This is a genomic window from Flavobacterium sp. 102, assembly GCF_003634615.1.
GTDB lineage: Bacteria > Bacteroidota > Bacteroidia > Flavobacteriales > Flavobacteriaceae > Flavobacterium.
The window spans coordinates 3067499-3087937 of sequence record NZ_RBKX01000001.1 but is presented as its reverse complement, the minus strand read 5'-3'; the positions used below and the strand labels follow the sequence as shown (position 1 = coordinate 3087937).

General features: G+C 29.6%; 18 protein-coding genes. 5 read left to right on the top strand and 13 right to left on the bottom strand.

What is annotated here, in order from left to right:
- The first annotated feature begins 173 nt into the window (after nucleotides 1-173).
- Genes C8C84_RS13605 through C8C84_RS13585 form a run of 5 tightly spaced genes read left to right on the top strand, consistent with a single transcriptional unit; the run spans nucleotide 174 to nucleotide 6477 of the window.
- The gene (locus tag C8C84_RS13605) at nucleotides 174-1055 is read left to right on the top strand and encodes a DUF4007 family protein (protein WP_121314164.1); all 882 of its coding nucleotides are present in this window, start codon (nucleotides 174-176) and stop codon (nucleotides 1053-1055) included.
- Nucleotides 1045-4260, top strand: coding sequence for an ATP-binding protein (locus tag C8C84_RS13600; RefSeq protein ID WP_121314163.1), 3216 nt, complete (start codon nucleotides 1045-1047; stop codon nucleotides 4258-4260). The genes C8C84_RS13605 and C8C84_RS13600 overlap by 11 nt, the downstream gene beginning before the upstream one ends.
- Before the next feature lie 5 nt (nucleotides 4261-4265).
- Nucleotides 4266-5390, top strand: coding sequence for a phosphoadenosine phosphosulfate reductase family protein (locus tag C8C84_RS13595; protein ID WP_121314162.1), 1125 nt, complete (start codon nucleotides 4266-4268; stop codon nucleotides 5388-5390).
- Between the two features lie 10 nt (nucleotides 5391-5400).
- On the top strand, nucleotides 5401-6087 hold the full coding sequence (locus tag C8C84_RS13590; RefSeq protein WP_121314161.1) for a hypothetical protein: 687 nt from the start codon (nucleotides 5401-5403) through the stop codon (nucleotides 6085-6087).
- A 3-nt stretch (nucleotides 6088-6090) separates the two neighbouring features.
- Nucleotides 6091-6477: a nucleoside 2-deoxyribosyltransferase domain-containing protein gene (locus C8C84_RS13585; protein ID WP_121314160.1), complete on the top strand. Its 387-nt coding sequence runs from the start codon at nucleotides 6091-6093 to the stop codon at nucleotides 6475-6477.
- A 135-nt stretch (nucleotides 6478-6612) separates the two neighbouring features.
- Here the strand turns inward: C8C84_RS13585 and C8C84_RS13580 are convergent, their stop codons facing one another.
- The 13 genes from C8C84_RS13580 to C8C84_RS13515 all read right to left on the bottom strand — a co-directional run bounded on the left by C8C84_RS13580 (nucleotide 6613) and on the right by C8C84_RS13515 (nucleotide 20054).
- Complete coding sequence (locus tag C8C84_RS13580) at nucleotides 6613-7011, bottom strand: hypothetical protein (protein WP_121314159.1); 399 nt, start codon at nucleotides 7009-7011, stop codon at nucleotides 6613-6615.
- Nucleotides 7012-7015: 4 nt separating this feature from the next.
- Nucleotides 7016-7477, bottom strand: a complete 462-nt coding sequence (locus C8C84_RS13575) for a hypothetical protein (RefSeq protein ID WP_121314158.1) — start codon at nucleotides 7475-7477, stop codon at nucleotides 7016-7018.
- Complete coding sequence (locus tag C8C84_RS13570) at nucleotides 7477-9603, bottom strand: hypothetical protein (RefSeq protein WP_121314157.1); 2127 nt, start codon at nucleotides 9601-9603, stop codon at nucleotides 7477-7479. Before C8C84_RS13570 ends, C8C84_RS13575 begins: the two co-directional genes overlap by 1 nt.
- Nucleotides 9593-9817 carry a hypothetical protein gene (locus C8C84_RS13565; RefSeq protein WP_121314156.1) on the bottom strand — a complete coding sequence of 75 codons (225 nt, stop codon included), beginning with the start codon at nucleotides 9815-9817 and terminating at the stop codon, nucleotides 9593-9595. The genes C8C84_RS13570 and C8C84_RS13565 overlap by 11 nt, the downstream gene beginning before the upstream one ends.
- Nucleotide 9818: 1 nt before the next feature.
- Nucleotides 9819-12080: a DEAD/DEAH box helicase family protein gene (locus C8C84_RS13560; protein WP_121314155.1), complete on the bottom strand. Its 2262-nt coding sequence runs from the start codon at nucleotides 12078-12080 to the stop codon at nucleotides 9819-9821.
- A gap of 1 nt (nucleotide 12081) precedes the next feature.
- A complete protein-coding gene (locus C8C84_RS13555; protein WP_233549818.1) occupies nucleotides 12082-13215 on the bottom strand; it encodes a cysteine desulfurase family protein in 1134 nt (377 codons plus the stop codon).
- A gap of 107 nt (nucleotides 13216-13322) precedes the next feature.
- Nucleotides 13323-14033: a hypothetical protein gene (locus C8C84_RS13550; protein ID WP_121314154.1), complete on the bottom strand. Its 711-nt coding sequence runs from the start codon at nucleotides 14031-14033 to the stop codon at nucleotides 13323-13325.
- A 51-nt stretch (nucleotides 14034-14084) separates the two neighbouring features.
- On the bottom strand, nucleotides 14085-15251 hold the full coding sequence (locus C8C84_RS13545; protein WP_121314153.1) for a PD-(D/E)XK nuclease family protein: 1167 nt from the start codon (nucleotides 15249-15251) through the stop codon (nucleotides 14085-14087).
- Between the two features lie 101 nt (nucleotides 15252-15352).
- On the bottom strand, nucleotides 15353-16081 hold the full coding sequence (locus C8C84_RS13540) for a phospholipase D-like domain-containing protein (protein WP_121314152.1): 729 nt from the start codon (nucleotides 16079-16081) through the stop codon (nucleotides 15353-15355).
- A 142-nt stretch (nucleotides 16082-16223) separates the two neighbouring features.
- Nucleotides 16224-16763 carry a hypothetical protein gene (locus C8C84_RS13535; protein WP_121314151.1) on the bottom strand — a complete coding sequence of 180 codons (540 nt, stop codon included), beginning with the start codon at nucleotides 16761-16763 and terminating at the stop codon, nucleotides 16224-16226.
- A 154-nt stretch (nucleotides 16764-16917) separates the two neighbouring features.
- Entirely contained in the window at nucleotides 16918-17574 is a 657-nt protein-coding gene (locus C8C84_RS13530) for a hypothetical protein (protein ID WP_121314150.1), read from the bottom strand.
- Between the two features lie 174 nt (nucleotides 17575-17748).
- The gene (locus C8C84_RS13525) at nucleotides 17749-18378 is read right to left on the bottom strand and encodes a hypothetical protein (protein ID WP_121314149.1); all 630 of its coding nucleotides are present in this window, start codon (nucleotides 18376-18378) and stop codon (nucleotides 17749-17751) included.
- Between the two features lie 710 nt (nucleotides 18379-19088).
- Nucleotides 19089-20054, bottom strand: coding sequence for a hypothetical protein (locus tag C8C84_RS13515; protein ID WP_121314147.1), 966 nt, complete (start codon nucleotides 20052-20054; stop codon nucleotides 19089-19091).
- Nucleotides 20055-20439 lie beyond the last annotated feature (385 nt).

Sequence of the window (20439 nt, the reverse complement as noted above, 5' to 3'; positions counted from 1 at the left end):
AGATAAACTAAATATCCTTAGTTGAATGATTTTTTAATAAAAAAATTATATAATACATTGATATTTAGCATTTTGAATTGTTTATTAAAATGTTCATATGTTTTTAAAAATATTCTTGCCTTTTATTGGAGAACTTTACCCAATTAGCTAAATTGCAGTATTAAATAAAATCAATGCATACATTAAAATTTTCGGGTCATGATACCTTTCATTGTCGACAACAGTGGTTGTTGAAAGGTGTAGAACTTATTAATAATCAAGAACTTAATGGATTTCATAATCTCGAAGAATCTATCTTGAATTTAGGGGTTGGTAAAAATATGGTTCAAGCTATTCAATATTGGATGAAGGCTTTCGGACTTATTAATAATGAAAAACACCTAACAGAAATCGCTGATATACTTTTTGTGCAAAATGGTGGTTTTGATAAGTATTTAGAAGACGAGGGCACGTTGTGGCTATTGCAGTATCTTCTTTGTAAACAGCAGGAAGCCAGTATTTTTAAATTGATTTTTACGGATTATGCAAGGGAACGTATTAGCAGTGAGTTTGATGAAAGGCAAATTTTAAATTTTCTTAAATTAAAAATTGCTGAGACCAGTAATCGAGAAACAAGCGAGAGTACCTTGCAGTCTGATTTTAAGGTCTTTACACAAAGTTATTTTTCCGGTATCAGAACTGCTAAATCCTTGGAGGATGATTTTAATTCTCCCTTGATTGAATTGAATCTAATTTCAGCGGTTAACAGAGGAAATGGTCTTACTACTTATAAGTTGAATAAAGAGGATAGGGTGACTTTTCCTAGTGAGATTTTTGGGTATTGTTTGGTTGATTTGTTTGGAAATGATGCTGCTGTCAACTTTAAAGATATCAGGGATACTTTGGGGTCTTATTTTGTTTTAACGAATGAAGGACTTGAGGTTGTAATTGATAGGCTGCGTTCTAAGTATCCTGAGTTTATTTACAATGAGGATGCCGGAACCCGACAGCTTCAATTGAAAATTGAGAATGAAGATTTTAAATTAAGATTATTGCAAAATTATTATGGAGTTTAATATATCCACCAACATCGTACGCGATCAAAGTAAGGATTTGAATTATGTAGTGACTCCTAATGCCACTAAGATATTTGAACGAATTTTTAGTAGTGAGAACAGTGCTAATAGGTCTTTTACGATTATAGGTAATTATGGTACCGGTAAGTCTACTTTTTTATGGGCTCTTGAAAAGAATCTTCTGAAAAAGAAAATTTATTTCAGCACTAAAGCCAATGAAAGATACCAATCGTATCAAATTTTAAAGCTTATAGGTGATGCTACGAGTTTGACCTTTGCCTTTCAGAAAGCCTTAGGGCTTGACACTGTTTCGTCCTCAAGAGATATTATTGATGCGCTTGAAAAACGCAGGGTTGCTGCTGATAAAAAAAAGAATGGCTTTGTCATCTTAATTGATGAGTTTGGAAAATTCCTAGAGCATATCAATAAAAACAAGAAGAGCAATGATTTGTATCTTTTACAGTTAGTTTCTGAATGGGCCAATGACCTTGATAAAAACGCTTATTTTATCATCACACTTCATCAAAATTTTATTTCTTATTCCTCGTCGTTAGATCTTGTTGATAGACAGGAATGGGAAAAAATTAAAGGAAGGTTTGTTGAGCTATTGTTTAATGAACCTGTTGAGCAGTTATTGTTTTTTGCCAGTAAGCAACTTGAGAAAATCAGTATAGCTGCAACCTTAAAGAAAGATTTTGCTTCATTAAATGACGCCATTTCAAAATCACATTTGGTAGCCTTCACTCAAAGTGGACACGGTAATCTTACCGAGAGGTTGTATCCGCTTGATTGGCTGTCTGCTAATATGCTAGTACAATCACTTCAACGTTATGGACAAAATGAAAGGTCTTTGTTTTCGTTTCTGAATGAGTTTGAAGCGTTAAAAGATACAATAGCGAATCCTTTTTTTAATGTAACCGCTGTTTATGATTATTTGATTCAGACTCTTTCGAGTGATATACAAAATTATAGTAATCCACACCGACCACAGTGGTTGTCTTCTATGAGGGCACTAGAGCGCGCAGAGTTGTACTTTACTGACGATTATGCAGTAGCTGCCGAAATTATTAAGACTATTTGTTTGGTTACTATTTTTGGTAAAGCCGGTGGGAAATTTGACAAAGAGTTTGCCTCCATTTACCTCTCTCTTACGACTTCTTATTCCTCTGATTTTATCAGGGATTCTATTGAAAAACTTGAGCAATCAGGTATTATAAGATTTTACAAGCACAGTCATAAGCTTAACTTTTTAGAAGGGACTGATATTGATATAGAGCAGGAGTTGACTAATATCACCAAGGAGATTGATGCTAATTTTTCGATATCCGAAGAACTAGGGAGGTTGATAACGTTTCCAGTTGAAAATGCAAAACGTCATTCTTTTTTAACCGGAACCCCTAGGTATTTTGAATATCGGATTTTGAATGATTTGAACGATATACGTTATGCCGAAGGCGCTATTGATGGGTATATCAATCTTATCTTTAATTCGAAAATTAAAGGCAAAGATGTTAAGAGAATCTCTTCGGAATCGCAGACTAATCTCTTTGTGCTTTATAAAAATTCGGATGCAATTTATAATGAGATATTCACTATCAATAAATATAAGCTTCTGTTAAACAAGTTTGTTAGGGATGTAAATGCCTTAAAGCTACTTAACGAAGAATTGCAGCATCATGTAAATAAATTACATTGGCTTGTATTGCAAAACCTTTATAATGATGCCAAAGAGAATTTATGGTTCTATAATGGCGGTTCCAGAACTGTGCAATCCCGCAAAGAACTGAACAGCCTGTTGTCTGAAATTTGCGACCGAGAATTTGGTGATGCTCCTATATTAAAAAATGAGTTGTTTAATCGGGAAAATCTTAGTCCTCAGATTAATACGGCGCGTAAATTCTTGATGCGTAAAGTGCTGGAATTTGAAAATGATGCTTTATTGGGTTTTGAAGTTAGTAGATTTCCTCCTGAAAAATCTATTTATTTGAGTTTGCTGAAGCAATCAACAATACATCGAGAAGTAGATGGTGTTTATCAATATGCACCGCCGCTTGAAGGTACTTTTACTCCCTTGTGGACTACCTGTAATGCTTTTCTAGCCTCTGCTAAATCTTCTAAAAGAAATTTAGGGGAGCTTTATGAAGTGCTTAAAACGAAACCTTTCAAATTGAAAAAGGGATTTGTTGAGTTTTGGATACCTTTATTTTTGATTATCAAAAAAGAGGATTATGCTTTGTTTCATGAGACTAATGGTTTCGTACCTTACATTTCTGAGGATGTATTGGATATGATTCATAAATCCGCTCACAACTATTCGATAAAAAGCTATGATGTAACCGGGTTGAATATTAATTTATTGGAAGGCTATAAAGAGATGGTTAATGTAAGTGAGGAAGGTAAGGGTACTCAAAGCACCTTTTTATCCATCTTTGGCAATTTCTTGCGTTTTTACCGAAGTTTAAACGACTATACGATTAATACCAAAAAATTATCAGATAAAGCTATAAAACTACGGGAAGCTATTAAGACCGCTAAAGACCCAGAAGATGCCTTATTTAATCAGTTTCCGGCTGCGCTAGGATTTCATAGTCTTTCCATTAAGGATGATGAAGAAGTTTTGAAAAATTATACTCTTCATATTCAAGATGCTATTCGTGAATTGAGAAGCTGTTACGATGGATTGATTGACAGGGTTGAACGCACTATATTAGAATCCATCGACAGCAAAGGGCAGGACTTTATTGCTTATAAAAACAATATCACTAATAAACTAAGAAGTATTGATTCAAGTTTATTAAGTACCGAACAAGGCATCTTTTTTAAGCGGGTATTTTCGCCTTTAGATGATAGGGTTTCTTGGTTAAAGTCGATTGCTGATGTGGCTTTGGGCAAGTCTATTGATAAAATGATTGATGAAGAAGAGGTGTTGTTGATGAACAATATTAAAGCATTTATGACCGGGTTGATTAAATCTTCGGCAATCCATGAGTTTAATAAGCTCAGTAGTGATAAATTGGTTTCTTTTGAATTTGTCTCTGAGCGTGGCGATTTGATAAAAGAAAGAATAGTGATTGACTCCAAAGTGAATGGCGCTTATTCGGGTGTCAAAAAAGAACTGACTGAAAAATTAATTATTTTAGATACTGATAAGCGTAAGCAATTGCTTTTTGAATTATTGTCATTAGAAATGAATACTAATCTATAGTAGTGATGAGTGAAATAAAACATGTTTTAGGCATATCCGGTGGTAAAGATAGTGCTGCTTTGGCTATTTATATGAGCCAAAAACATTCAGATATTGATGTTGAATACTATACTTGTGATACCGGTAAAGAATTGACTGAGACCTATGATTTGATTGGGAAGTTGAATTCTGTACTGGGTAAAAACATTAAACTGTATAAATCAATTGATGAAGTTAATTCACCGGAAAAAAACCCGTTTGATCATTTCTTAGCGATGTATGGTGGTTATTTGCCTTCGGCTACTGCAAGGTGGTGTACCGGTAAAATGAAACTGGAGCCTTTTGAAAATGAAATAGGGGATACTCCAACAATTTCTTATGTTGGTATTAGAGGTGATGAAAATCGTGAAGGTTATATCTCGAAGCGAGAAAACATACAGTCTATCTTTCCTTTTAGAAAAAATATTTGGAGTGAAGATGTGGTTAAGAAGTTTTTGGCCAATACTAACTTGGACTTTATAGTTGTCAAGTATACTGAGTTAGGTCCCATCAACCTTGAGTTGATTTTGAATTATGTTTCTCAACCTATTTCTATGCGTTATACTTTGAAACAAAAGTTGAATGCCTTATTGGATGCTGATGTGAAACTGTTTAATCGAGTGGTTTTTGAGTGGCTTAAAACGACTGATTATCCTGTGGGTAAATTGGATTCGTTTTCGTTGATTGACAATGATGAGAACCTGGGGATAGATGATGTCTTTAAAATTTTAGATGAGAGTGGCGTAGGAATACCTGCTTACTATAAACCTATAGCATACACTGTTGAAATTGATGGAGAACTCAAACATGGCACCTATGCTCGTAGTCGCTCCGGTTGTTTCTTTTGTTTTTACCAACAAAAAATAGAATGGGTATGGTTACTTGAGCAACACCCTGAATTGTATGAGGCTGCGATAGTTTATGAAAAGGAAGGGTATACCTGGATGGAAGAGCCGCTAGGGGAATTGAAAAAACCGGAGCGTGTTAATGCTATTAAGAGAGAACATTATATAAGAATGAATCGTAACAAACAAAACGCCAAAACTTCTACTAGCTGGCAAGATGAAATCTTGCTGTCTGAAGGGGAGGGCTGTGCTAGTTGTTTTATTTAAAAGGTAAATCATGGAAAAAATGATGGAATCATTGAAAGAGTTTGTTTGGGATATTATCGGTTATTTAATTCCTGGGGCATTTTTATTAATTGTGTTTAATTTTTGCCTTGATAAAAGAGAGTTTGAGTATGATGATTTTTTAATTGATTGGGAGGTTTTTGGAACTAGTTTAGTTGTTATAGTTTCTTATGTTTTAGGTTATTTAGTATATAGTTTTACAAAATATAAGATTTATTTGCAAGATAGATTGATTAAGTTTATTATTTATTTAAATTATAGTCGAGATAATTTTATAACACGATTTTTTAAAAAGCGACATAGTGAAGAATGGAAAGAACAATTTAAGAATTCCAAACTTTATGAGGCAGCTATTGCAAAATTGAAGGTTGAATACCCAACAATAGATACAATGGAAATTAATGAAGTTAGAAATATCTTAATGTCTAAGAATCCAACACAATCTGAGACTATTTATACTTTTATGTTTAGGTCATCAATTTTCGATCATGTTTCAACTATATTTATGTTAGTCCTTTTCATTTATCTAATCCAATTATTTACTTCTATTGAATTACTCAAAGATGATATTCAGTATAAATATATTTATTTAAGTATGTTAATTTCAGTACCATTGTTAGGAAACTCTAAACGCTTTTTTTTCCCTAAGGCAATGCGAATTCCTTTTTCAAATTTATAGAAAATGAAAACAAAGATATATTTAGCGGGAGGATTTAAAGGTGGATGGCATGATATTGTAATTGAGAAATTAGGTTCTGATTTTATCTGTTTTAACCCTCAAAAACATGATTTAAATGATGTTGAAAAGTACACATCATGGGACTTATATCATGTTGAAAAATGTGATATTTTATTTGGTTATATGTCTAGAGATAATCCATCAGGATATGGTTTAGCTTTAGAGATTGGGTATGCTAAAGCAATGAATAAATTAATTATTCTTGTAGACGAACGCTCTGAACATGATGAAGTTTTTAAGAGGTATTTTTCTATTTGCCAAGAATCTGCTAATGTGGCTTTCGATACCTTAGACGAAGCTATAGGTTATGTTAAGAGTTTTGTTATTTAGAAACTAAGTAATAAAATGATTTTCCCTCTTTTTTAAATTCAATTTTACCTTTTATTCGTAAGTGCATTAGTTTACAATCACTTATTTTTAGAAGGGATTTTGTTTCTGTAGAGGTTAACCATTTTTCAGAATTTTTCATTTTTTAATTCTACTAATCAGATAATCTTCAATTTTATCTACTTTAAATAATGCAATTAAAATGTCTTGCATTTCTAATTTAGAAATTTTAGATTCAAGTTCTGAAAGATTTCTAAAATCAAATATTTGATCATTAGTTCCAATTGTTAAATACCCTTTGTTCACAAAAGCTTTTAGAGGTAAACCTAATTTATTGTTAGTTGATTTAAACTCACTTTTAAAATTATACCATACCTCCTGAAATTCATTGTTCAAAATTAAAATATCAGTAATTTTTTTTTCGTTTTTGTTATAAATTCTAAAAAGTGATATTAACAAAATTATCTGATGAGGAGCAAGACTTCCTCTAGCTTTATCTCTTTTTAAATTATTTATAAATTCTTCAGCTATCATCATGCTCTTATTTACGTTTAATAATTTCTATTAAATAATCGTCTGGACTATCAAATTTACGCTCAAAACCAGGAGTTTGTCTTATCTCAAGAATATGTTTTGCTCCGCCTTCTGCATATTCACTAATAACAGTTAATAATTTTCTTGAGTTTAATATATCTTTAACTTCTTTAGTTTTAACTTTCCCTATAGCCATTAGCAATAGTCCATTAGCAATTGTATCAGAACCATTAGTTATCATTTGATATTGAAAAGAAGATTGAAATGGTAAATCGGCTCCTTCTTCTCTTTTATCATTTTTAAAACCAATAATTGCAGCCCATGCATAAACCTGCCAATATTTAGAAAAGAATTTATCATCTTGTTTTTTTAACGATTCTTGCTTGCGAGCAAATAAATCTTTAATTTGTTCAACATAGTTTCCATAATGAACATTTCTCTTGTTTATTTCTGTAAATAGCTTTTCCATTATTTTATAACATTTTTAAATGTTTTTTTATTTGTTCTAGAATCAGGCCCTGATTTATCTATCAAATCATTATTTAATTCATAGTATTTACTAATCTTAGCTTTTTTGATAAACTCATCCCTTTCAACTCCTTTAAGGTTATTGTAATCTTTAGACATAATAATTATTTGATCGAATGAATCTGATAAGTTTTCAGTTAAAAAAAGTGTGTTATCATCGTCAAATTGAGATGTCGGTGCGTCAGCTAGTAAAGGAAATGAACGATTCATTTTCTTTTCGCTTAACGACAAAAAGGAATTAGCAACAGCTAATTTTTGAGCTGTTAATTCAGCTGTATTTAAATTTGACAATGATTTGCGTGTTACTTTGTCAATTATTCTAACACCTCTATCAATTTCAATTTCTCCTTGTGTTTTACCTCCTAAATACTTAGTATAAAGCTTATTACTTTCAATAGTGATTTCATTTATAAGATTACTTAAAGCTTCAGATTTTAAATCTACTAATACACTGTGAATTAAGCTAATGTATTTTTGAGCTTCTACTTCTGAAATATCGCTACCTTCTGTATCGGTAATAAATTTTGACTTTTTAATTAATAAATCTTCTAAGCTTCTTTCTTCAAATTGTTTATCCGAATCATAACCTTGTAATCTTCTTTCGATTGCAGTTTTGCTTGAATTCAGACTTCTAATTTTGTTCAATATTTTCTCTGCACTCTCAGAACCTAGCATAATTTCGGAACCGTTTGAAATCCCAGCATCTGAAAATAAATTATCCCTTAATGTAATTGTCCGTTTTCTTAATGCAATTAATTTTTCAATTTCAGCATCATTCTTTTCCACTTCTTGTGATATTTCCGGTAACTCATTTAAAAGACCACGTTTTGCCCTATTTAATTCTGTTAAGTTATCAGAAAGAATTTTTTGTATTTGATTATTCTTAAAATCCTCCATTCGAGATTCAAGAGCAAAATATGCTGGAGAATTATCTTCAACTTCACGTTCGCATATGTAACAAATATGATCATCAAGCATTTGCTGAACATATTCTGGACCTGGTAATGTTATGGGTACTGGATTTTCATTTTTTTGTTGACTTTTAATTTCTGAAGCTATTAAATCTATATTAGTCTTTGAAGCTTTAATTAAATCATCACATTTATTTAACATCCACTTTGATATAAATTTTTCTTTACCAAATGTTGAAAGTGATTCAATTTTATCATTTATTGACTTGATTTCATATTCATATTTAGTAAGCTTAGTTTTTAAATCTGAATACTTGTCAAGACCTTTTAATTTCTCTTCTTCTTTGAAAATCGATTCTTTTAAATTTTCTAATTCATTCTGTGCTTCAATTTTTTTATCGTCCAAAGATTTTATCCTATTTCTTGAATATTCTATACTATTCAAAACACGTTCTTGTTCTTCAGATAGTTTTTTCGATTTTTTAACTTCTTTATCTATCTTATCGCTAATACTAGTTATGGATTTCTTAGTTACATTAACTAAGTTTTCATAAACAGGAAAATATGAAATTTCATTGATTGCATATTTTAATGTAGCAGGATTACTGAAATCGTATAATTCATCAACTGTCTCGCCCTGAAACCACATAAATTTTCGAATACTGACTGGAAATATAATATCAATAAACCATTTATGTTCTCCTTTTTCTAGAAAAAATGTTTCCCCATCTTTTACATACCAAATATTTAATTCTGTTGTAGAAACTGGGTATATCTCATTATCATTTTTTTTATACGATATTTCTTTTTCAAAATGATATTCGACTAGTTCATTTTTAATCTCTTCATTTCTATGAAATTCGGCAGTTAAAGTGATTTTTATTGAAGATTTTAATATATCATTGTCTTTTGAATTTTCAATTACATAGTCAGGTAAAATATTTAATTTAGAAGCTGCTTTCCATTCTTTCTTAGAAGTGTCTGACTCCTTATCAACATAAATATTATCAAAAAAGGTCCAATGAAAAGCATTGAAAAAATGTGATTTCCCTCCAGAATTTTTGGCAGAAATTATATTTAATCCCTTATCGAATTCAAAAACATTTTCTCCTACATAGCAGAAAAAATTATTAATCTCTACTTTATTAATTATCATTTTTTTGAATTTTAAAATAGTTAATTAAATAATTTTCAAACTCTGTTTTAGATTTGTCAATAGCTTCTGCGTCTGACTTATATTTTAAAAGTGTATCAAAAGCTTTTTTTAACACAGTTAAATCTAAATTTTTATCCTTAATAATTTTCTTATATTCTTCCTTGTCAAGAATTTCATCGAATTCTTCTCTTAATGAGTCGTTTAATGATTTCATCTTATTTGTAGTTGTTTAATTCATTGTTTGCTAATTCATAAATATCAATATCTAAATTAAAACAAAGAGTTTCTAAATCTTTTAATGATTGGTCTTTGTTTTCACTTAATACAGCAAAATTTACTAGTCTTCTCAATTCAGATAAGAAAATGTTCTTTTCCATTTTGGTTAAAGTTTCATCTGTATTAGTATGACTTAAAGATGGCTTAACAATTAAATCATATATAATAGCAAATTCTTTTTCTTTGTGTGTTCTTAATACTCTCCCTCTCCTTTGAATATATTGTCTTGGATTACCGGTAGAGGAGCAAAAAATAGCATATTTAGTTTGAGGAACATCTACACCTTCATCTAAGCACTTCATTGCAAGTAAAGCATCTAATTGTCCTTCCTTGAACTGACTTAAAATTTGGTCTCTATTATTTGTTTCACCGGTAAACTTTGCCATTTTCGTTTGAAAATGATTGTAGATTTCTATCATGTAATTATCAATAATCTTACTCGTTTCATTTTCAAATTCTTGAGGAGTAAACTCATTTTCAATGCTGTCAAATTCTATACCTTCAGGGACATAAATAAATGCTTTTTTGAAATTTTCTTTCCCAATTTTATTTATTATTGAAATCAAAGCATTCAACTTGTTTTTAGCTTTGTGAATTATATTTTTTCTCTTTATGAGCAGATTATTTACATATTCAGATTCTCTATATTTACCTGTTTCAAAGTCAATATATTTCATTAATTCCTTTGAAATTTTGAGATAATTTTCTTGTTCGTCTATTTCTAAATTTACTATAATAGGATAATAATAGTATTTACACAATATTCCATTATCGATTGCTGTTTTCATATTATATTCAAACGTGTATTCTTCATCTGAACATGAAAAAAAATCATTTAGCAATTTATTACCATTATCGTCAAATTGTCTTTCAGGAGTAGCTGATAAACCAATTCTTTTATTAATGAAATTAGGGATTACTTTTAAAAATCCTTGTGATCCAAAATTATGAGCTTCATCAGCTATTAAAGTCATTTTAGCAAAATCATCCGTAAAATATTCTTTTAACATTGATTGAAATCTAACACCTTTAAATGTTGCATAAGTAGTTATAATAGCATAATTAATCTCTCGACCAAAAAGAATGTTTTTTCCTAAATTAGTAACTTCTGATTTCCAATTTTTATTTTCACTACAACATAAAATAGTATTTTGATAATTAAATTTTTTGTTTGCTTCTTCAATCCATTGTTTAGTTAATGCGGTTGTAGGCACAAGAACTATAAATTTGTAAAAATTCGATAATTTAAAATCTTCTAAAATACAATTTAGTGAAGTAAGTGTCTTACCAGTACCAGTAGCCATAGCAAACAATCCTTTTCTATCATTATTCACCCAATTATTATATGCCTCTATCTGATAGTCTCTTGGACCTTCTGCATATGGAAATTTTGGAGTTTTTCTTTCAATTTCAATTTTACCAAAAATATTGGATATAGTTTTTTTTATTTTTGAATTTGATGACATTAAATTTTGTTTCTTTCTGAGTAGTTGTTCTTCTTGAACTATTAATTCATTAATGTCTTTATTTCCAAATCTATCTTTTAATACGACTTCAATATCTTTACTTGGCAAATAATCTACATCATCATCTTTTTCATTAAAATAGTCATCAATAATGTTAAGCTGCTTTTTTATTAGTTTATTAGACCTACCATTTTCCCAACTAAGAAATGCTTCAAGCTCCTCTAAATTTTCAGATAAACCATAAAGCGTAAAATTACAAGATGCTTTATAACCAACATTATTTTCACCATCGCTAAAAACACCGGATTTGTAGTGAGCAATTCCTTTTCCGTTTTTTGGTTTAATAACTTTAATTTCTATTCTTTTTTGCGATATTAAATAGGTTAAGCATTCAAAAAAGTGAATGTCATATTCATCTAAGTAACGATGTAAAATACTTGAATCAGTTAAATCAAAAACCTTTAAGTCATTTGTATTGCCTTCCTCAACCTTATTAATTGCTTCTTTGTCTTTTGATGAAAGTAAATGATTGATAACCATTCTCATTTTTCCGCCTTTGCTTATAAAAGTAGCAAAACCTACTGACAATAAATTGATGGCAGAAGAACTGAAGTAACCTAATAACAAATGAAATTCAATACTATTAGTCAATCCGTCCAAATAGAATTGTAATGGTTCGTCCTCACTACCAGTTTTATAATCCCTATCTTCCGCCCATGTAACATTTTTTAACATACTAAGTACTTCTTGTTTCGACTTTTAATGTATTAACTAATTCGTCTATTTGATTTTTTGTTATTGTTTTGTCAATTGATATTCTGATAGTTTGCTTGCATTCTTGATCGTCCAATTTCATTGCTTTTAACACATGTGAACTTTCAATAATTTGTGAAGTACATGCCGACCCATTGCTTAACGATAAATTACTAGTCATTGCAATAAATACCTCAGAATTTAATCCCGGTATCAAAACATCAACAATATTATATGCCTTCAATTTTTCACTTCCAATAATAACTGAATTTGGTATCTGCTTAACTTTCTGGCTAAGGTATATACTTATTTCCTCTGTGACACTAGCGTTTATTTTTAATTCCTTTTGTGCAATTTCACATGCCTTTCCCAAACCAACAATTAGCGGAGTATTGTATGTGCCTCCTCTTAAATTATTTTCCTGACCACCGCCATGAAGGAGGGGAGTTAGTTGTATTTCTTTCTTTTTGTATAACGCTCCAATGCCTTTTGGGCCATTAAATTTGTGACCACTGAAGCATAGCATGTCTATATTGTCATTGGCTACATCTACTTTAATTTTGCCTATGGCTTGGGTAGCATCACAAAAAAAGACAATATTATTTTGGTGTGCTATTTTACCAATATCTTCAATAGGTTGTATCACTCCGGTCTCATTGTTTACATACATTATTGCTATTAATATGGTGTCGGGACGGATTGCTTCTTGCAACTCTTGAAGTGATATGAGACCTTCTTGGTTTACGTTTAGATATGAGACTTCAATGCCACGCTCTTCTAAATATTCGCAAGTGGCTAATACCGCTTTGTGTTCGGTTTTAACTGTTATGATGTGATTGCCTTTCTCAATATTGGCCTCGACATAGCCTTTTAGCGCTAAGTTTATCGCTTCGGTTGCCCCGGAGGTAAAAGTTATTTCCGAAGCTTTTGCGTTGATAATGGCAGCGGTTTGTTCTCGAGCCATTTCAATTGCTTTTTTGGCTAGTTCTCCAAATGTATGATTGCTAGAGGCGTTGCCATAGATTTCGGTGAAATAGGGGAGCATTGCCTCAAGGACTCTATTGTCTACTTTGGTAGTTGCTGCATTGTCTAGGTAGATGGTTTGATTTTGATTCACCTTCTTTTTAATTGAGTCTTCTAAAGTACTAAAATAAATTTAATGTTTGTAGTAAATTTATGGTAGTTGACACTGATGTCTGTTGGTATTTCAAAGTAAGTTCTGTTTTACACTCTGTTCCATTTTTTAGTCTTTTCATAAAAATCTGTCAAAAATTGTTTTGTGTCCGGATTAGCAATCGCTTCAATCCATTCCTCGTAACTCCATGCTAATACTTTACATTGTTTTGCTTTGGATATTATTGAATTCATATTTTGTGTTATTTTGAAGTCGTCATGATAGTCTGAAAACCTATTCTCAATTTGTTTAATCAATTTCTCCAAAGTAATTTGTTCTTTAATTTTGGCAATTTTGTTCTCAGGTGCGACTACTATAAAAAATATGTTAGAGTTATTATCATACGGTTGGCTACTTATACACGCAAGACTTCTACTCGCTTGATTGTATTCTTTGACATTACTTGTTCCTTTACTCAAAGAACTACCCATTTTTGCTTCTATAATACCAAATATTTGAGCATCTTGATTTACATTTATTTTACCTGATATTGAGTAATCAATAGTAAAATCACCAAAGACAATATCTGCATGGGTATAACCTTCGCGTTTTGTTGATGCCTTTATGAATGGGCTTGAAACTAACGCTTCGGATGTCCAATTTGGAATTTTACCAAAATCAAAACCATTTAATTTTGCTTTTTCTTTAATTGAGAGAGTGATTAACAAGCGAGTCATCCATCCTTCATTATAAATTTGTGTAGGATTGATATTTGGAATATTTGAGTCTATACTTTCAATTATAGTTATAATTTCTTTCATGTTGAGTGACTGGAAGGTTACTTTACATCAGTAAATAATTGAACGTTAGAATTATTCCAGTTTTACTGTTTTGAGTTGAGCAATAATTTGATCAATAAACTCAAAAACTAATTCTTCTTCAAAAAATGAAAATTCTTTAAACACATTATTGACTTTTCCGCCATCATATGTGAAATCAGAAATGCAGGCTAATTCCGGTAAATTTTGCTTTATGTCTAATTCAGTATTTTTTGGATTCCAAACATGAATTTTATAACCGTATTCCCCACACCAAATATCCATTTTGACAGTGAAGCCTTCCATGTCAAAGCACTCAAAAACACAGTCTCTGAGCTGATATCTCCAAATTTTAGAAAATGGGAAGTAGTGATTTTTGTATTTATCTTCAATCCTAATTGCCATATATTCAGGTAAATCATTAAGCATGTTTCTAATGGAGATTGAAGTTTTTAGGCTGTCATTTTCTTTTAAGGTATTGTAAAATTTTTCGACTGATATAGTATCCATAGTTTGAGAATTTATGTGTTTGATTAAATTACCATATTGTTGTAGAAGAAATAAGCCCTCTGAGTTTTTACTTTCAATAATAGACGGTACAATCCAATCATGGAATAGATTTGGATATGATTTATCAAGAGATGGGATAACCTTTAGAATAGGCTCTATTTGTAATATTTCATCTTTAGTCCAATCATTTTTTTCGGGTCGTTTAGTTGAGTTAAGTGTCAGATAAACTATTGCTTCTACGTTGTATTTTTCTTTGATTGTGTTGAAGTATCTTGGTAGTTGTCTTTTTTGATCAATAGCATTGTTGATTTTATTTTCTATAATTATCGCTTTTGTACTAATTTCATCAGCTATGAGAATATCAATATTATTTCTTTCTCTAATTACCATTGCATTTTCAAAATCATATTTATTTAGCTGATGATGCCCCGATTTATTTAATAAGTCAATAAAAATATTCAAATATTTTGTCTTCTCGTTATGCTTTTCTGAAGGATCAAGGAATGCCTTTATTATATCGCTATGGAAATTTTCTCTATAATATAAGTCGGACGATAATTTGAATACATTAAAGCCAATATCAAAAATCTCTTTTTTTGATTTTTCATAAAAAAAAGCAGTTTGAGTATTTGAACTAGTAAAAATATTTATAGAATTTAGATGCTGTTTAAATTCTTCTCTCCAGGTTTCAAGAAGTTGTCTTTCCTGCATAAGCTTGGTAAATTATCTTTTGAATGATTGAATAAAGTTCTTAGTTTAAAAATTGATACAACAACTAAAGTATGTCTTTTATAAGATTTTATGCTGACGGTTCATTTTATGTATTTTATTATATTAGGGTCGATACAAATAAATTCATAGTACTCAATATTATCGTTCTTAGTTGAATCAAAACTTTCAATTTCAATTTTACTTTTCCAAAAACCATGAATTTCATTCGGAATAAATGAAGTGTCATTACCATAAGGAGCCTCTAATGATAAATATCCACGTCTATTCCCTTCTTCAAGTAATATAAAAATTCCTTTTCCTGAAACATCATCCGAATAGCCCGAGAAACTTTTTACGTTGACTTTGTGTGAAAGTTCAACATTTCCGGCTCTTATGTTGGAGAATAATGTTGAGCTCTGTTTTAGCTTAATGAATTGAAGCGCGAACTGGTGTGCAACTTCAATGTTTTTTCTTTCGATAATAATATTTTCTTGGTGAAATGTTGCTCCATAAGACCAATTAAATGAGCCAGTTATTGTAGTGCATAAATCTATTACACAAAATTTATTGTGCATTAAAGATGATTTTGTGTCGTAAAGAAAAATTTTCCCACCATTCTTTTCAAAATCAGCATATTTATCCTTAAAATCATGAAACCTTTGATCATCATTTATAATAATTTCCACTTGAACTCCTCTCAGAAGACAATTGGTTAATTCATTTAATATATATTTTTCTCCCATCCAAGCCACAGCAGCAAAAACATTGAACTTGGCACTTGAGATCTCGTCTATTATTCTCTCTTTTATATTTTCGAAATATATCTCCATGTTTCTTTCTGTAAGATTTAAATTTTTAATCTTATTAGTCTTTTAAATTTTATACTATTGAGTTTTGAATCAAATCTTTTAGTTCTATTGAACTAGAAGTATAAAAACTTTGCTTAAGATCTAAATTGTAGCTTAGTATTTTTTATCTGGTTAATAGCTTTGCAGCTATCGTTACAGCGTTGTTTTCATATGCTTTTGCTGAAAGCATTGTTAATCTTGATTTGATTTTTGTAGGCCCCCAAAAAAGCCATCCTTTTGCGTTGAAATTTTCTTCTAATTCGGCTTCTCTATTTTTATGTACTTTACCTGCTATTAGTCCAAAATTAATGATTGTGTCATCAGCAATAATTTTTTGATTAACCCAATCTATTTTTAGTCTGTTTTTGAGGACATTTCTATATTTTAGAGAAGTTAGTAATTTGTAACGTCCATGCTGAATGTCTTGTTCAGCTATTGCATGTTCAAATACAACACCCGCACTATCTAAAAATGATTTTGCTTCTATTAAATATAGTGTTTTTTCCGTTGGCTTGTAAGCTACAATATCAATTTCAGGTCTTGGCGTAGTAGCTTTACCGATTTCAACTTTTTCTTGTTTTGTTAAGTTTATTTTGACTGAATAACGAACCCAAAATCCATCTTCTTCCAATAGTTGCCCAATTATTTGTTCAAATGCATCCATATTTTTTCTTGATTAATCAAAAATTATTGTTGGTAACAGTTAGCGGCCGAATTGTGAAATTATATACTATCTTCCATAAAAAAATATAGATAAATATGTTTTTGAATAAATAATAAAACTGATGACTGTTTTAAAACTGTAGACTTATAATTAGTTATTTTTTATTGGATAATATTAAAAACTGTCTAAAAATACTTCTAAACCATTCATCTCTAAAATTTATTGCGATTTTTCTAGTAATTAAAAATACAATTATTGTTGATATTATTACAGCCAATATTATTGTGAAAGCAGACAACTTAAAATGCAATAACAAATTCAGTATTCCAAGGTTTATTGGGATTATTAATGTTGTAGCAAATGAAGAAAGATAGCTTGAACGATTTATATATTCTTGACTTTCATCATTTGTATGAATTTTGACGTAATTAAGGCAGCTGAAAATTATTAAATTATCGTTTAATAGTTGATTTTTATCAACATTGTTGATTTTAAAAACTTTTTTTATTCGTTTTATTAAAACATCTTTTAATTCTTCAGAATATTGAGTCTCATTGATAGTTCTCATTTTTCTAAATTTTTCCCTTAGAATTCTATTGTAAAACATTATTTGTAATTGACAAATCAAAAAGCCAACTAAAAAAGAAAAAATTATTCCTATAAAGCTCAGAGTTCTATCTGCAGAAATATAAACTGTAGTTAAAGTCTCTCCAAATAAAAGATTAAAAATATTTAGACTGAAGTAGCATATTAGAATTCCTGGGATCAAGTAAATAATGAAATCTTTCAGATAAGTTATTTTTTCAAACATATTTAATTATGTGTTTTTTATTATTGTGAATTAGTTATATCGTCAATTTGTAGCGAATATCAGCCAGTAGCAAAGCCAATGAACTGCTTTCGCCACATGTGATAATGTTTTAGTAAAAGTAGATTTGAAACATAATAACCGGTTATAGCTGATAACCGCTGTTATGAGCATGGCTCATTCTATTATAATTCCTTCAAGGTTTTCAAAGTTAAAATTTGCTAATCTTATAAGTGCTTGCTTAATTCTGAAAACATCTATTTCAATTTCATTATTCCAATTTAGAGTCATATAACTAGAATTTGTTCTTCCAAACAAGTGAAAAATAAAGCCATAATCTTGAATATTTTGGAATTGGGAAAGATATTCGTCATAAGAATAGAGTTTCATTTTATAAACTCTCTTTTCTTCGTCAGTTTTTATTAAGCCCGGAGAATTCTCTAAAATGATGTCTAACAAATTAACAAACTGATTAATGCCTGTTTGTAATTTATAAAATAAAAGATGTAAAATTACTAATCCCAATTCTGAATGAACACAAACTTTGTTCTCTCCAACTTTGACTACTAAATCATCTAAATACTCATCTGAAAAATGTTGTGATTGAATATAATTTCCAGAGTATATGTGTCTCAAAGTTAATTCTTGAAATCGATATAATGTTTCTAAATTTTGGTCTCTTACTCCATAGAAATTAGAATTGTAACACTTAAACCATCTATCGTAGGTATATTCTTGAACTAAGTCAAATCTTTTTGTGAATACTTGATATAGCATACATATTCTATTATATTCGTCTGTACTCATATTTATATTTTTTGATGTTAATCTTTCAGGCTGGTACTGCTCATAACGTTTCGAGGCTATTTGACTGTAGCGAAGCCAACGAACTGCATATTATCTACTAAGATAAAATATTTACGGGAATAAATGGTACAACTCAAGAAAAACTAGCCATAGCGGCTAACAGCTATTGTGCGAACTGTTTTTATCTATTTCGATCGTTTATTCTTTTTTTCTTTATAATTTTTCTTTCTTGTTTAATATCATAATCCACAAAATTTTTCATATCACTCAATACGAAATAAAATGAAAGAAACATTTGAATTAGTGAAAAAACTAAAATGCTTGTTACAGATCTTACTATAAAAGTATTTTTTGTGTCCAATGTCATCAATATTAAACATACTAAAAGGCAAACTATTGAAATGTAAATTGAAAAGTATGAACTTCGGTAAGATAATTCAAGTTTATCAAGTCGTAGTTCTTTGAATTTATATTTAATCGTTAAATGTTCAGAATTAATTTTATCAGATAAACTTGACGCAAAGTTGAACATCAAACCAATTGTTATTGATAATACGACAGAAATTAGGTTGATGATATTTGTATCAAGATTTAAAATAAAAAATGAAATAGCTGACAAAAAAAATGAAATAAATAATATCACTATTCTTGTGTTTTTATTGAATCGGTCGTAAAATTCATTAAAAAAACCAAATAATTTACTCATTTTATTAGTAAATATTAATGTCAAGCTCAGTTAATAATTCATTTACTTTATTTCGTATTGATTTAAAATTTGGATTGCCATCGGAGTTCTCTTTTACATCATCTAAATCATATATTGGTTTGACTTTTAAAACATTAGACAAATCAATTGTTCTTGATTTGCCATTATATTCCGAATTGATTATTAAGTAACTTCCATTATTTATGTTATAATTTAATTCGTCAAATTCAGGAATTTCTATGAAGTTTTTTCGATCTTCAAATGCATTAACAATTTTATTTTTTATTCTAGTTGTCAAGTCTCCACTTGTTGTCAATTTTGTTTCTATTTTATATGTTCCTTGATTTATTATGTTTAGAATTCCATCATTACTCTCTGTTTTTACACCTTTTCTTACACAAGTTATTGAATTATAGTTTCCCTCTTTTAAATAATTTATATAAAATTCACGTTCAATAAACTGCTTTACTGATAATTTAATTCCGCTGTAAAGTTCATTTAAAATAGATTCTAATATGTTACAAAATTCTTTTTTACAGCTTTTCTGATTTTTTTCTAACACAATAAATCCAGTATCGCTTCCTTCGATGAATAATATTTGAAAATAATGATTGTTATCAATGTTTACCCCTTTTTCTTTTTGTCCACTTTCTTTTTTATGTTTATCTGCTGATGTGAATTTAAGGACTTTGTCTGCATCGCTACCGACTACAAAAACACCCTCTAATCTTTTATTTTTTTCTGAAAATTCAAAGTAAGATTTTTTTTGTTTTGATTTTTCATCAATATATGTATCAATTTTGAAGGTTTTTTTATCCTTGCCTGGTGGAAACTGATTAATCTTATTAGGCATATTCTTTTTTAAATATTTGAATATTTCTTTTAAAGTTTCGTCTTCAAATTTTATTTTAACATCGTTATTACTTTTATTAAGAATATTAAAAGTAAAAATTTCAACTTTTGCTATCATATCTTTATTTTATTATTTAAACTTGTTTTTTTAACATTTTGCACAACAGTTAGATAGCCGCTATACAAAACCTTTATTAATCTAAAAGTTGGTTGTATATCCGCTATTTATGTGTTTAGTTCGTAAATTCAAATATATTAAGAATTACTTTATAAATTATATATACTTATATTTTATTTCTTACGATTTTTCCAACTATCATTATGATGCATATTCTTTTTGCACTCATAGAATATCCCTCGGATGTAGATCCCCACAATTATAACCGGGATTGCTACTACTATTTCATACCACTCCATACTTTAAATTTTAAAGGTGATCAAAATACTAATTATGAAATTGAATTAATATGCAAATAAGTATTATCTGTATGCAAAATAGAAGG

What these genes read in the sequence shown, in the direction of transcription:
- C8C84_RS13605 (WP_121314164.1), top strand. Translation starts at nt 174, where the DNA reads ATGCATACATTAAAATTTTCGGGTCATGATACCTTTCATTGTCGACAA.
- C8C84_RS13600 (WP_121314163.1), top strand. Translation starts at nt 1,045, where the DNA reads ATGGAGTTTAATATATCCACCAACATCGTACGCGATCAAAGTAAGGAT.
- C8C84_RS13595 (WP_121314162.1), top strand. Translation starts at nt 4,266, where the DNA reads ATGAGTGAAATAAAACATGTTTTAGGCATATCCGGTGGTAAAGATAGT.
- C8C84_RS13590 (WP_121314161.1), top strand. Translation starts at nt 5,401, where the DNA reads ATGGAAAAAATGATGGAATCATTGAAAGAGTTTGTTTGGGATATTATC.
- C8C84_RS13585 (WP_121314160.1), top strand. Translation starts at nt 6,091, where the DNA reads ATGAAAACAAAGATATATTTAGCGGGAGGATTTAAAGGTGGATGGCAT.
- C8C84_RS13580 (WP_121314159.1), bottom strand. Translation starts at nt 7,011, where the DNA reads ATGATGATAGCTGAAGAATTTATAAATAATTTAAAAAGAGATAAAGCT.
- C8C84_RS13575 (WP_121314158.1), bottom strand. Translation starts at nt 7,477, where the DNA reads ATGGAAAAGCTATTTACAGAAATAAACAAGAGAAATGTTCATTATGGA.
- C8C84_RS13570 (WP_121314157.1), bottom strand. Translation starts at nt 9,603, where the DNA reads ATGATAATTAATAAAGTAGAGATTAATAATTTTTTCTGCTATGTAGGA.
- C8C84_RS13565 (WP_121314156.1), bottom strand. Translation starts at nt 9,817, where the DNA reads ATGAAATCATTAAACGACTCATTAAGAGAAGAATTCGATGAAATTCTT.
- C8C84_RS13560 (WP_121314155.1), bottom strand. Translation starts at nt 12,080, where the DNA reads ATGTTAAAAAATGTTACATGGGCGGAAGATAGGGATTATAAAACTGGT.
- C8C84_RS13550 (WP_121314154.1), bottom strand. Translation starts at nt 14,033, where the DNA reads ATGAAAGAAATTATAACTATAATTGAAAGTATAGACTCAAATATTCCA.
- C8C84_RS13545 (WP_121314153.1), bottom strand. Translation starts at nt 15,251, where the DNA reads ATGCAGGAAAGACAACTTCTTGAAACCTGGAGAGAAGAATTTAAACAG.
- C8C84_RS13540 (WP_121314152.1), bottom strand. Translation starts at nt 16,081, where the DNA reads ATGGAGATATATTTCGAAAATATAAAAGAGAGAATAATAGACGAGATC.
- C8C84_RS13535 (WP_121314151.1), bottom strand. Translation starts at nt 16,763, where the DNA reads ATGGATGCATTTGAACAAATAATTGGGCAACTATTGGAAGAAGATGGA.
- C8C84_RS13530 (WP_121314150.1), bottom strand. Translation starts at nt 17,574, where the DNA reads ATGTTTGAAAAAATAACTTATCTGAAAGATTTCATTATTTACTTGATC.
- C8C84_RS13525 (WP_121314149.1), bottom strand. Translation starts at nt 18,378, where the DNA reads ATGAGTACAGACGAATATAATAGAATATGTATGCTATATCAAGTATTC.
- C8C84_RS13515 (WP_121314147.1), bottom strand. Translation starts at nt 20,054, where the DNA reads ATGATAGCAAAAGTTGAAATTTTTACTTTTAATATTCTTAATAAAAGT.